This window comes from Microvirga terricola, from assembly GCF_011777495.1.
GTDB classification, from domain to species: domain Bacteria; phylum Pseudomonadota; class Alphaproteobacteria; order Rhizobiales; family Beijerinckiaceae; genus Microvirga; species Microvirga terricola.
Genome location: NZ_JAATJS010000001.1, coordinates 97,529 through 110,848, shown reverse-complemented (window position 1 = coordinate 110,848; position 13,320 = coordinate 97,529). Strand labels below are relative to the sequence as shown.

Here is a 13,320-nt window from a genome sequence, read left to right as displayed (position 1 = left end):
CGACTTTGCGTTCTCAGGAGGGAAAAGACTGTTGAAGCTCATCTTCCGCCTCGGCGGTATTGCGGCGCTTGTCGCCGGCCTCGTCATCCTCGCGGTCCTGCCATTCGCAACGTCATTCGTGGAGCAGTGGGCGCGCCGCGATGTGGAGCTACGCTCGCGGTTGGTCTTCAGCACTGCACGGGATCAGATCGTCGATCTCATGGTGCGCAACGATACGGAACAGATCGACCGGCTGTTCGAACGTGTTGCCACCGATGAGCGGGTGCTCGCCATTGGATACTGCGACGGTCAGGAGCTTCTTTTCCCAACAAAGAATATGCCGGGTTCCTTCTCCTGCGCACAGGCAGCGCGCTCGGACAGCGAGACGTTTTCAACGATCAGGGCGGATGACCGTGATGTTCTGGTCAGTGCCTTTCCATTGAAGGCCAATGGACGAACGGGGCATCTCGTCGTTCTCCATGACATGAGTTATGTCCAGCGACGCGGAGCGCAGGCGCGGAATTACATTTTCCTGGCGCTTGCAGGCGTTGCCTTGGGAGCGGCCGCTCTTGTGGCGGCGATTGCCCTTCTCATCATGCGGCGATGGCTCGCCTCGGTCCGGCAGGCGATTGAGAACGTCCGCGCTGGAACGCCTCCGCTTCCCCATAGCGATGATCTGCCTGCCATCGGGAAAGAGATCCATGACGTTCTGCAGGAGCTTGATGCGACGCGTCGAACCATTGATGCGGCACACACCGATTGGAGCCCCGACGCATTGCGGGCTGCCTTGTCGAATGAGCTCTCGGGGTCGGAAGTCATCGTCGTGTCGAACCGCGAGCCTTACATCCACAATCGGACCGACAACGGTATCACGCTGCAGATTCCCGCAAGTGGTCTGGTTGCGGCGCTTGAGCCGATCACGCGCGCCTGTGGTGGAACGTGGGTCGCACATGGCAGCGGTACGGCCGACCGCGAAACCGTCGATACCTATGACCGCGTCGCCGTACCGCCAGGCCATCCTTCCTACACGCTGCGCCGGGTTTGGCTGACGGAAGAGGAGCAGGACGGGTACTATTACGGCGCGGCGAATGAAGGCCTCTGGCCGCTCTGCCACATCGCCTTCGTGCGTCCGGTCTTTCGTGAAACGGATTGGCGCATGTATCGTGCGGTCAACGCGAAATTCGCGGATGCGGTGGTGGCAGAAGCCAAGCGCGAAGATCCCGTCGTTCTCGTACAGGATTATCATTTCGCGCTTTTGCCGCGCATGATCCGCGAGCGGCTCCCCCGCGCCACAATCGTCACCTTCTGGCATATTCCATGGCCGAATGCCGAGACCTTCGGCATTTGCCCGTGGCGTGAGGAAATCATCGACGGGCTTCTGGGCTCCTCGATCCTCGGATTTCACACGCAGGCGCATTGCAATCACTTCCTCGAGGCCGTTGACGCGTATGTGGAAAGCCGGATCGACCGCGAACGGGACGCGGTGACTTACGGCGGCGAGGAAACCTTGATCCGTCCCTATCCCATCTCCATCGAGTGGCCGCCGGCGGCGCTTGCGGGGCAAAAGTCGGTCGAGGAATGCCGCGCTGCCGTGCGTCAGCGACTCGGCCTGCCGCCTGAGATGCGCCTCGGCGTCGGCATCGAACGGTTCGATTATACGAAGGGCATCATCGACCGGATGAAGGCCATCGATACATTGCTCACGGACTATCCGGAATGGAAGGGCCATTTCGTCTTCGCACAAGTCGCAGCGCCGACGCGCAGCAAGCTCGCCAATTACCGGCAGCTTCAAGAGGAAGCGGAGGCGCTCGCGCGAGATATCAATGTCAGGCACGGTACAGAAGGGTATGAGCCGATCAAGCTCCTCGTCCGTCATCATGAGCCCGATGAGGTGTTCGAGCTGTTCCGTGCGGCTGATCTTTGCGTCGTGTCGAGCCTGCATGACGGTATGAATCTGGTTGCGAAGGAATTCGTCGCCGCGCGGGATGATGAAGCCGGCGTTCTGATCCTCTCCGCCTTCGCCGGCGCCTCCCGCGAACTGGCGGAGGCGCTCATCGTCAACCCCTACAATGCCCACGCCATGGGCGAAGCCTTCAATCGTGCACTCACCATGCCGCTGGGGGAGCAGCGAGAACGGATGCGCCTGATGCGCGATCAGGTTCGGGAACGCAATGTCTATCGCTGGGCGGGCCAGATGCTGCTCGCGGCGTCGCGCCTGCGTAAGCGCCAGCGGATCAGGCGCGTCATTGCCGAAAGCCGGAGGCGCGCGTCGGCCTATGCGTGATGCCCCGGCGATGGATCACTGCGCGCTGTTCCTCGATTTCGACGGCACGCTCGTGGATATCGTCGAACGGCCCGAGGCGGTCGCAATCGATCCTGCTCTGCCGCCGATTTTGACCTGCCTGCAGGAGCAGTTGAATGGTGCACTCGCCATCATCAGCGGGCGGCCGATCACGTTCTTGGACCGGGCGTTCGCGCCATGCCGCTTCGATAGTGCAGGTCTTCATGGCCTTGAGCACCGCATCGGGGACAAGATTTTTCTGTGCGATCCGAATGACCACCCGGACCTTCGCGACATGGTGCGCCGGTTGCAGGACGCCGTTCTGAGCAAGCCCGGTCTCCTCATCGAAGACAAAGGATGCTCGGTCGCACTCCACTGGCGCCTTGCTCCGCACGAGAAGGACTTTGCGCGCGCGACGGCGCAGGCGGCAGTCGAGGCGCTCGGCGCACAATATCGCATTCAGTACGGCAAGGCGGTGGCCGAGATCGCTCCGTCCGGCGCAGGAAAGGGAAGCATCATCGAGCAATTCCTGCAGCAGTCCCCTTATCGCGGGCGCCGACCTGTCTTCGTCGGCGACGATCTGACCGACGAGAATGGGTTCAAAGTAGTAAACATTCGTGGCGGCCTGTCCGTACGCGTGGGCGCTGGTGAGACGGTTGCGGCGCAGCGTGTGGGAACGCCTTCCGACCTGAGGCATTTGCTGTCCGTATGGGCTAGGACCGGCACCCTTTCTTTCGATGGACGTTAGACATGGGTTCACTTGATCTTGCCGTCATCGGTAATTGCATGATCGCCGCCTTGGTCGATCGTCGCGCGCAGATTGTCTGGAGTTGTTTTCCACGATTTGACGGCGACCCGGTTCTCTCGGCACTGCTCGATAGCCCGGAGGACCGTAGCGATGACGATCAGCGCGGAGTCTTCGCCATCGATCAGATCGGCATGGTCAGTTGTGAACAGAGCTACCTGCAGAACACCGCGGTTCTCGTGTCGCGCATGACGGATGCCTACGGCAATATCCTCGAGATCACCGATTTTGTTCCGCGGTTCAAATATTTCGACCGCACCTTTCGCCCGCCGCAACTCGTTCGCCGCGTCAATCCGATCAAGGGGCGCCCACGCATCCGCGTCAGGCTTCGGCCGCACTTCGAATGGGGCTCGTTTCAACCCAATCTGACGCGTGGCAGCAACCATTTGCGCTTCGTGGGGCCGGGGCGCTCGCTCAGGATGACGACGGATGCGCCGGTGTCCTATGTGCATGAGGAACGTCCCTTCGTCGTCGAGCGTCCCATGTCGCTCTTCTTCGGCGAGGACGAGCCCTTGCGCTCCGATGCCGATGCCACGGCGCGGGAATTCCTCGACAAGACGATTGATTTCTGGCGCGACTGGGTGCGGTCCCTGTCAATTCCGTTCGACTGGCAGGAAGCCGTGATCCGCGCGGCCATCACGCTCAAGCTCTGCAATTTTGAGGAAACGGGCGCCATCGTTGCGGCGCTGACCACATCGGTGCCGGAAGCGCCGCATACGCAGCGCAATTGGGATTATCGCTATTGCTGGCTGCGGGACGCCTATTTCGTCATCCAGGCGCTCAACCGGCTCGGTACGACGAAGACCATGGAGGAATATCTCACCTACATCACCAACATCGCCGACGATGACGAGATGCAGCCGGAGCAGAAGGATATGCCGCCACTCTTCAGTATCACCCGGTCGACCGCTCTCGAAGAGCGCGAGGCAACCGCGCTCGCAGGCTATCGGGGCATGGGACCGGTTCGCGTCGGAAACGCGGCCTACACACAGATCCAGAACGATGCTTATGGCAGTATCGTCCTGGCTTCCACACACGCCTTTCTCGACAAACGTCTCATCCGCACGGGCAACCGGGCTTTGTTCAAGCATCTCGAGCAACTCGGACGCCGGGCTATTGAGGTATTCGACCAGCCTGACGCCGGCCCCTGGGAACTGCGCACGAAAGCGGCCGTGCATACCTTTCCGAGCGTGATGTGTTGGGCAGCCTGCGATCGCCTTGCCAAGATCGCGCTTGCCATGGAGCGCGCGGATCGCGCCGCCTTTTGGCGGGAACAGGCCGACCGGATGCACACGATTATCGATGAGCGTGCCTTCAACCCGCGAAAGGGCACGTTCGTCTCCTCCTTCGACGGCGACGACCTCGATGCGACGCTTCTGCTTCTGGCCGAACTCAATTTCGTGGCACCGGACGATCCGCGCTTCATTGCGACCGTCGAGGCGGTGGGAAAGGTCTTGCGCCGCGGAAACCTGCTTCTGCGCTACGATATCGAGGACGATTTCGGCCTGATGCACAACGCCTTCATGATCTGCGGCTTCTGGTATGTGGATGCCCTCAACACCATCGGGCGAAAGCAGGAAGCCTGTGAATTGTTCGAGCATATCCTGGCTCTTCGCAATTCTTTCGGCCTCTTTTCGGAAGATGCCGACTTCACGACCGGCGAGTTATGGGGCAACTTTCCGCAGACCTACTCTATGGTGGGTCTCATCAATTCTGCCGTGCGCCTGAGCCGAAGCTGGGAGGAAGCGTTCTGAACTTTCAGGGCGCGGTCCTGGCTCAGGCGTTGAGAAGCAAAAGGTCGATAAGGTCCGATGTTCGCGTTTCCCGTTCTGCTGGGCGATATTGGGGGCACCAATGCGCGCTTTGCCATTTTGCCTGCGCCTGGAGAGCCCGTTCAGCTTCTGCCGCGCGCTCTGACTGCGCACACGCCCGATCCGGTGGAGGCGATCAGGATTGCGCTCAAGGCCTATGAGGGTCCTGCGCCACGCTCGGCCATGATCGCGGTCGCAACCCGGGTCGATGCGTCGGTCATCCGCCTGACGAATGCGCAATGGACCATCGACGCCAAGGCCATCGGCGCAGCCTTCGGGTTGGAGCGTGTGACGCTGGTGAATGACTACACGCCTGTTGCAGCCTCGGTGACGACGCTGGATGCCGCCGCAGGAGACCTGGCGCCGTTGGGCGCGGTTGCGCCGGTCACGGGCGGGACGCGGGTCGTCTTAGGTCCGGGGACAGGCTTCGGCGTGGCGGCTCTCGCGCCTGTGGAGGACCGTCTGGCAATTCTGGCGACGGAGGCAGGCCATGCCGAATTCGGCCCGGCAACTCAGGATGAAATGGCGCTATGGCCGCATCTGGAGCGCGTTGGCGGACGGGTGACTGCGGAGGTCGTTCTCTCCGGTCCCGGCATCTTCCGCCTTGCGAAGGCCCTGGCCGCGCATCGTGGGGTCGCTTGCCCCTACACCATGCCCAACGACGTTCTGGCGGCGGCCCGCCATGGCGATGCGCTCGCTGTCGATGTGCTCGATCTCTTCGCGCGCTGGCTTGGGCGGTTTGCAGGCGATTTGGCCCTGACCTTCGAGGCTTCGGGAGGCGTGTTCATTGCCGGGGGCATTGCGCCCCGCATGGTCGATATCCTGCAGAAGGGCAGCTTCCGCGAGGCGTTCGACCACAAGGCGCCTCACGAAGGCTGGGCCAAGAAGGTGCCTGTCTTCGTCATCGTCCATGCCGAACCCGCCCTTGAGGGACTGGCGGCTTTGGTCACCAATCCGCGGCGTTTCGTGTTCAAGTCGCAGGGGTGGAGCGCTGCCTGAACAGGGCTTTGGTCTGTTCAAGAGGGCAGGGCGCTGGTAATCCGGGCACTCCTATCGCCTCAGGCCATCTCCCACCGGTCATCATGAAAACAGAACAGATCGCCCTTTCCCCGCTCGCGCCCGGCGCGAACCTCTCCCTTACGGTTCATCGCTTCGGCGAGGCGGGCGCGCGCCCAAAGGTCTATATCCAGGCCGCCCTCCACGCGGATGAGATCCCCGGCATGATTGCGGCGCACCACCTGCGCGAGCGTTTCAAGGCGCTCGAGGCGGAAGGGCGGATCAAGGGCGAGATCATTCTCGTGCCGTCGGCCAATCCCATCGGGTTGGCTCAGAAGGTTCTGGGCGAGCCGGTTGGCCGGTTCGATCTCTCGAATGGCATGAATTTCAACCGCGGCTATGCCTATCTGGTCCCCAAGGTCGCGGAGCGCATCAAGGGCAAGCTGACGAAGGACGGGCAGGCGAATGTCCGCCTGATCCGCGAGGCTATGAGCGCGGAGCTGGCTGCGTGGCCGACCCACAATGCCGCGGACGTTCTCAAGAAGACCCTGCTCGGCCTCGCCATCGAGGCAGATGTGGTGCTCGACATGCACTGCGATTCCGAGGCCGTGGTGCATCTTTATTCGCATACGCGCTCGGCGGAGGAGTTCGCTCCGCTCTCCGCTCTGCTGGGCGCCCATGCCTTCCTGCTGGCAGATGAATCCGGTGATGATCCGTTCGACGAGGCTTGCAGCCGTCCCTGGGCCGAGCTGGCGGACCGCTTCCCTGAGCATCCGATTCCGTTCGGCTGCCATTCCACGACGCTCGAATTCCGGGGCGAGGGCGATGTCACCCATGAATTCGCGAAAGCCGATGCCGCCGCCGTGCTCGCCTACCTGACTTTGCGCGGCGTGGTGGCCGGGGAGGCTCCCGCCGTCCGACAGGCGCTCTGCACGCCGACTCCGCTTGCCGCGTCCGAGCCCGTCCCGTCGCCTGCGACCGGAATGGTGGTGTTTCGCGCCGAGCCCGGCGCACGGGTGAAGGCAGGCGATGTAATCGCCGAAATCATCGACCCACTGACCGGCGACGTGACCCCAGCGCGCAGCGAAGCCGATGGTGTGATGTTCGCGCGCATTCTGCTCCGGTTTGCCACGAAGGGCATGCGCCTCGCCAAAGTCGCGGGCACCGATGCCCGGCGTACGGGCAAGCTCTTGAGTGCCTGAGCCAAAAAGAAAGGCCGCCTGTCGCGGCGGCCTTTCCATTGTCGGTCCGCGGCCCGGTTGGGGCCGCCCCTTATGTGCGTTACGCACCAATCTCGGCAGAGGCCAGGATCAAGGTCACGGCAACCGGGAACCGCAGGATAGGACAATGAGACACTTGATCACCTCCTTTTCGTTGTTGACGGGAACCGACAATATGGTTTGAAAACTCCCACGACGTAAGAGGGTAGCGCTGCGGCGTCTTGCCCCCGCCTTCACCGCCTGTTCGAGAGACCCCGGAAAGCCATGACTGATCTTCCGGCGCCCGTCCGCCGCCGCCGTACCTTTGCCATCATCTCGCACCCCGACGCGGGTAAGACCACGCTCACCGAGAAGCTTTTGCTGTTCGGAGGCGCGATCCAGCTCGCGGGCGAGGTCAAGGCCAAAAAGAACCGGGTCTCCACCCGCTCCGACTGGATGGGCATCGAAAAGGAGCGCGGCATTTCGGTCGTGACCTCGGTCATGACGTTCGAATACGGCGATTGCGTCTTCAACCTGCTGGACACGCCGGGCCACGAGGACTTCTCGGAGGACACCTATCGCACGCTGACGGCCGTCGATTCCGCGATCATGGTCATCGACGCGGCGAAGGGCATCGAGGCGCGCACGCGCAAGCTCTTCGAGGTCTGCCGCATGCGCGACATCCCCATCGTGACCTTCATCAACAAGATGGACCGCGAGGCGCGCAACCCCTTCGATCTGCTCGACGAGATCGAGAAGACGCTGGCGCTCGACACGTCTCCCGTTACCTGGCCGATCAGCCAGGGCCGCACCTTTGCGGGCACGTTCGATCTCAGCCGCAACCTCGTGCGCCGTATCGACACGGATGACGAGTTGACGCCGGTCTCAGGGCCGGATGATCCGACGCTGACGGCCCTGCTGCCGCCGGAAGAGGCGGACGCCTGGCTCGAGGAAGTGTCGCTCGCGCAAGAAGCCTGCAAGCCCTTCGACCTCACGGCGTTCCGCGAAGGCCATCTCACGCCGGTCTTCTTCGGCAGTGCGCTGCGTAATTTCGGCGTGCGCGATCTCATCGACGCCATGGCAGCCTATGCGCCGCCGCCGCGCGGGCAGGAGGCCGACAAGCGCCTTGTCGAGGCCGGCGAGGCCAAGATGTCGGGGTTCGTGTTCAAGATCCAGGCGAACATGGACCCGAACCATCGCGACCGCATCGCCTTCATGCGCATCTGCTCGGGCAAGCTCCAGCGCGGCATGAAGGCGAAGCTCGTGCGCACGGGCAAGCCCATGAGCCTCAACACGCCACAGTTCTTCTTCGCGCAAGACCGCGCCATCGCGGACGAAGCGTGGGCGGGAGACGTGGTGGGCATCCCCAACCATGGCACGCTGCGCATCGGCGACACGCTCACCGAGGGCGAGGATATCGTGTTTCGCGGCGTCCCGAGCTTCGCGCCTGAAATCCTGCGCCGTATCAAGCTGCAGGATGCCATGAAGGCGAAGAAGCTGCGTGAGGCCCTGCAGCAGATGGCGGAGGAGGGCGTCGTGCAGCTCTTCATTCCGCAGGACGGCTCGGGCGCTATCGTCGGCGTCGTCGGCGCGCTTCAGCTTGATGTGCTGAAGGAGCGTCTGCTCGGCGAATATGGCCTGCCCATCGACTACGAGCCGACCCGCTTCACCATCTGCCGCTGGATCACTTCGGCAGACCGTGTTGAGCTCGACAAGTTCATCGACAGCCATCTTTCCTCGATGGCGCGGGACTTGGATGATGCGCCGGTTTTCATGGCCGCCAACACGTTCAACCTTCAATACGAGATGGACCGCTACAAGGGCATCCAGTTCTCGGACGTGAAGGATTATCAGAAGAAGGCGGCGTAATACGCCGCCTCTCTCAAGAGGTGAGGCTGTCGAGCGGCAACTTGAGACTCACGCGCAAGCCGTCACGGCGCCAGTCGTAGTCGATGGCACCGTTCAACTGGCTCGTCACACTCGTGCGGGCCAGTTGCGAGCCAAACCCCTCTACTGCAGGCGCGCTCTCAATCGGTGGGCCATTCGCTTCCTGCCACAGCAGAACAAGCGCGTCATCGGCGTGCGCCCAGCTGATTGCAAGCTGCCCCTCATGAACTGACAGTGCACCATATTTAGAGGCGTTGGTCGCGAGTTCATGGAGAACGAGGGTTAGGCTGGTCGCTGCGCGTGGGCCGATGGGAACGGCCTCTCCGCTGATCGACATCTGCGTCGGTGTCTCGCGATCCGTATGCGGGGCTAACACGACGCGAACGATCTCGTCGATGGACGTTTCGCGCGGCGCCGGCTCGTCGCCGGTAATGGCGGGACGGATCAATTCATGGGCGCGGGCCAGCGCCTCGAGCCGCCCGCGCAGCACGACCGACATGTGCTTCGGTGAGTGCGCGGTTTTTGCCGTCAGCACGATCATCCCGCTCGCCATGGCGAAAAGATTCTTCACCCGATGGTTCAGCTCCTGCACGAGGAGCTTGCGGCTCTCCTCGCCCTTACGGCGATCCGTGATGTCGAGAATGGTGCCGATAAGACGAGAAGGTTTTTTCACCCCATCCTTGATATCATACATCATCCGGCCGCGGCCGATGATCCAGAGGACTTCGCCATCAGGACGCACCAGTCGGTGCTCAAGTTCGAGTCGTCCTCCAGAGGTCGGGTCCAGCAGTGACGTCACGCGCTCAATGACATAGTCGCGGTCGTCCGGGTGAAGAGCTGAGGCCCAGAACTCGTAAGATGCACTTTGATCGAGCGGAAGGCCGAAGATTTCCTTCTGGCGGTCGGACCAATAGGTTTCACCGGTGCGGGCATCCCATTCCCACAGCCCCAGTTCCGTCGCCTCCACCGCAAGCGCCAGACGCTCGTTGTAAAGCGCAGCATCGCGCGCTTGGCGGCAGGCCTCTGCCTGCGCCATCACACGTTCAGTCGCATTGGCTCCGATGACTAAAACACCGTTGATGCGATCGTCGCTCGCGCGGGTGGGAACCAGCTTAATATCCCAATAAGTCGTCTTGTGACCCACAACGAGGTTGAGGGGCAGACCGAGAACTTCATAGGTCTCCCCGGTCTCGAAAACATGCGTCTGACGAACCGCGATCTCCTTCGCGTGGCGCGCGCCTACGATATCGGACACGGTTTTGCCGACATATGTCTGATCGTCTGCCGAAAACGCCGAGCGAAACATGCGGTTGGCGAACGCACAGCGATGCTCCGGCCCGAGCGTCACCGCGAGCGCGAGGGGGACATGTTCGAGAAGCTGCGCCAGCGCTTCAAGACCGAAGTCCTGCGAGCCCGCGTGCAAGCGGAACTCGTTGAGTCCAGAGGCCCATTCCTGGAAAGGACTCACCGCCTCACCCTCTGCTCAAAACGCTGATTGGTCCCCGCCGCGAGGGCGTGAGGCGGCAACCTTAGATGGTTCGGCCGCGCTCTTCAAATACGTTTTTGATGTAGGACGCGAAGCTCGGGGGCCGGTCTCGTATTTTCAGGAAAGGTTTCTTGCGTGTGCTTGATGTCGGCGAGCGTCGGCAGGCTTGCCTCGTTGCCGAGATGCTGAATGGCGTAAGCTGACGCTGCGCGGGCGAAGATGAAATGCTCCCGCCAGGGAAGTTCAGGCCGCGCCATGGCCGAATAGACATAAGCGCCGTGGAAAATATCGCCTGCGCCGTTCGTATCGACCACCGCTTCCGGCGGGACGGCGAGGGCGGGCAACACTCCTTCCGTGCCTGTCTCGTCGTACCAGACGAGGCCGCGTTCGCCCAAGGTCACGCCACCGATCTTGCAACCGCGACTCTTGAGGTAACCCAACATTTCAGAGGGCGTCAGATTCATCTGTTCACAGAGACGCTCGGCCACGATGGCGACGTCGATGAATTCGAGAAGTTCATGGGTATTCTCGCGCAGGCCGCCGCCGTCGAGCGAGGTCAGAATGCCGGCCTCCCGGCAGGTGCGCGCATAATGCATCGCCGCGTCGGTCTGGTGGCCATCGAGGTGAAGCCCTCGGCAACCGGCGAGGTTCAGAGGCGGCACCGGATGCAGATAATGGTCGTCGCGGCAGCGCACGATGGCGCGCTTGCCGCCGCGCGGCATGATGAAGGACAGGGACGATTCCGCGACCTTTCGGTGATGGACCGAAATGCCATATTTCGCTGCCATGTCGATGAACATGCGCCCGAGCCAGTCGTCGGCGATGGAGGTAAGCAGATCGGGAACGATGCCGAGCTTCGCGCAGGCGAACGCGGCGGTGACGGCATTGCCGCCGAACGAGATCGCGTAATCCCGCGCGACGGTCTTGTCGTCGCCGGTCGGAATTTCATCCGCGAGGAACGTCACATCGATATAAGTCTGGCCGACAAAAAGAGCTTGCATCACGAACTATCGTCTATTGAGCCTGGATTCGTGTCCGAAGTCTTGCCGAGGCGGAGCGATTGCGCAAGCCATTCCCTGTCATGGCGCCATTCTGCCTGTGTAGACCTGAAGCGCCTCCTCTATGGGTTCGGACGATACCTGGATGGCGCCGCCGAAGGGCCGCTCACGCATCGCGATAAGGCCAAGGCTGGTGATGACGGCCACGGAAAAGATGGCCAAAGCGGCAATCTGGGCGCGTGGACGCTCGAGGTGCACCACCGCAATTGCGACCTGCGTGATGAGCGCGAGGATGACGACAGCGGCCCATTTCGTCCGGTCGGTATTGTTTCCGGTCAGCGCCAAGCGGTCGTCCCTGGCACTACGGAGCCTGAGACCCGCATCGAGAAGGACCCTTTGCGTCGCCGGGCCGGCCTCGTTGGCGATCGCCGGATTGGCGATCTTACCGAGTAGCTCGAGAAGGACTTGCCCTGCCGCTGCCGAGTAGTCTTGATGGCGCATGCGTGGCCATTCATCGGAAACCAGAAGCTCCGCATAGCGTTGGGCCGTCGCACGGATTTCTTTCGTGTCGGACGTCGCCGCGATGCTGACCGCATAAAGGGTCAGCAATTCGTCTTCTTCCAGCAGCACGGTGCGTGCCGCCTGTCTGTTTCGTTCCCACACATCGTTGGCAAGGAAGCCGGTAAGGAGCGCGAACAGGACGGCGACGGAGCCGAAGAACGGCGCGACGACACCAACGAAACTTGCTGCGAAAGCCCGGCAGGGCTTGCCGAAAGAGAGCCAGTAAATCAGGAATGCCGAGAGGCCGAAAAGTGCCGCGACGGAGCCGAAAATTCCCCAAACGGGCAGGTCGAGCCAAGCATCGAATATCATTGCGCCCTCCTGCGGAGGCGGGCCGGAATGACATCTTAAAGTAAGGCTGTTTCGTGGGAAGGCAAATGCCTCGAAGCGGGTCGCCTCAGCGAACCATGGCCGCGAGGCGTCCGGCGGTCATCGCGGCATCGACATCCGCAGTAATGACCTCGACTGGCGCAACGAGATCCCGCTTGAAAGCCTCCGCGATGACCGGGTGAAGGCGCGATCCGCCGCCCATGAGCGCGACGGGGCGCGGGCCGACACGTTTGATCAGGCTGTTGGCAAGGCGGGCCAATTCTTCACCCGCTTCGCGCAAGATGCGCAAGGCGGTCTTGTCGCCCTTCACCGCAGCTTCTCCCACAAAGCGAGCCAGCACGCCGACCTTTCCGCGATCCCCGCCATAGACGAAGGTGCGCACGGTGTTCCAATCGGTTCCGCCGAGCGCGTCGGCGAAACAGGAGCCGAGAACGGTCGCCCAGCCCGATCCGGGATTGTCTTCCTCCGCACGCAGAATTGCTTTCAGGGCTTCCCGCGCTACCCAGAAGCCAGAGCCGCCATCATCGATCAGGTTGCCGCGCCCGCCGACGCGCAGCACCTCCTTCGCGTCGGACAGGTAGTAACCAATCGAACCGGTTCCGCTGTAGACCAAAATGCCTTCGCCCAGCGCGAAATGGGACAGGTAGGCGATCCACATATCCTCGGCGACGAAGACCCTTTCTTCGGGCAGCGCGAACGCTTCCGAGAGAATGTTGCGCATCGTCGCTTCTGCGGGCGTATCCCGCGTCAGCCCCGTGATGCCGGCAACGATGCCAGCAGGCTTCTCCTTGGTGGCGATGGCCTCAGCCATCTCGGTGATGATCCGGCGCGCGCGCTCTTCCGCCGCTGCGGAAAAGAGATGGCCTGTCAGGGGCTCGACGGAGCCTTGCGCGACACACTCGCCGCCCGCATCCACCAGCCGCCAGCGCGTCGCGGTTCCGCCTGCGTCGATGCCAAGCCCCAGCGCCATGACATTTCGCTTTCTTG

General features: G+C 62.3%; 10 protein-coding genes. 6 read left to right on the top strand and 4 right to left on the bottom strand.

Annotated features, from left to right (window positions below; genetic code table 11):
- Nucleotides 1-31 precede the first annotated feature (31 nt).
- The 6 genes from HB375_RS00515 (at nt 32) to HB375_RS00490 (ending at nt 8,940) form a co-directional block, all read left to right on the top strand.
- Entirely contained in the window at nt 32-2,263 is a 2,232-nt protein-coding gene (locus HB375_RS00515; protein ID WP_167670943.1) for an alpha,alpha-trehalose-phosphate synthase (UDP-forming), read from the top strand.
- The gene (gene otsB, locus HB375_RS00510; protein ID WP_246728276.1) at nt 2,256-3,008 is read left to right on the top strand and encodes a trehalose-phosphatase; all 753 of its coding nucleotides are present in this window, start codon (nt 2,256-2,258) and stop codon (nt 3,006-3,008) included. The genes HB375_RS00515 and otsB overlap by 8 nt, the downstream gene beginning before the upstream one ends.
- 2 nt (nt 3,009-3,010) lie before the next feature.
- The gene (locus HB375_RS00505; protein ID WP_167670941.1) at nt 3,011-4,819 is read left to right on the top strand and encodes a glycoside hydrolase family 15 protein; all 1,809 of its coding nucleotides are present in this window, start codon (nt 3,011-3,013) and stop codon (nt 4,817-4,819) included.
- A gap of 117 nt (nt 4,820-4,936) precedes the next feature.
- Nucleotides 4,937-5,875 (top strand): glucokinase, encoded by a 939-nt coding sequence (locus tag HB375_RS00500; RefSeq protein WP_425515150.1) that lies wholly within the window; start codon nt 4,937-4,939, stop codon nt 5,873-5,875.
- Between the two features lie 83 nt (nt 5,876-5,958).
- The gene (locus HB375_RS00495; RefSeq protein WP_167670936.1) at nt 5,959-7,074 is read left to right on the top strand and encodes a succinylglutamate desuccinylase/aspartoacylase family protein; all 1,116 of its coding nucleotides are present in this window, start codon (nt 5,959-5,961) and stop codon (nt 7,072-7,074) included.
- A gap of 282 nt (nt 7,075-7,356) precedes the next feature.
- Nucleotides 7,357-8,940, top strand: coding sequence for a peptide chain release factor 3 (locus tag HB375_RS00490; RefSeq protein WP_167670934.1), 1,584 nt, complete (start codon nt 7,357-7,359; stop codon nt 8,938-8,940).
- Nucleotides 8,941-8,953: 13 nt separating this feature from the next.
- On the opposite strand, the gene HB375_RS00485 is transcribed toward HB375_RS00490, so the two are convergent.
- The 4 genes from HB375_RS00485 to HB375_RS00470 form a co-directional block, all read right to left on the bottom strand.
- Nucleotides 8,954-10,426 (bottom strand): HWE histidine kinase domain-containing protein, encoded by a 1,473-nt coding sequence (locus tag HB375_RS00485; RefSeq protein ID WP_167670932.1) that lies wholly within the window; start codon nt 10,424-10,426, stop codon nt 8,954-8,956.
- A gap of 83 nt (nt 10,427-10,509) precedes the next feature.
- Nucleotides 10,510-11,445 carry a sugar kinase gene (locus tag HB375_RS00480; protein ID WP_167670930.1) on the bottom strand — a complete coding sequence of 312 codons (936 nt, stop codon included), beginning with the start codon at nt 11,443-11,445 and terminating at the stop codon, nt 10,510-10,512.
- A gap of 78 nt (nt 11,446-11,523) precedes the next feature.
- Nucleotides 11,524-12,315, bottom strand: a complete 792-nt coding sequence (locus HB375_RS00475; RefSeq protein ID WP_167670928.1) for a bestrophin-like domain — start codon at nt 12,313-12,315, stop codon at nt 11,524-11,526.
- A gap of 85 nt (nt 12,316-12,400) precedes the next feature.
- Nucleotides 12,401-13,303, bottom strand: a complete 903-nt coding sequence (locus HB375_RS00470) for an N-acetylglucosamine kinase (RefSeq protein WP_167670926.1) — start codon at nt 13,301-13,303, stop codon at nt 12,401-12,403.
- Nucleotides 13,304-13,320: the final 17 nt, after the last annotated feature.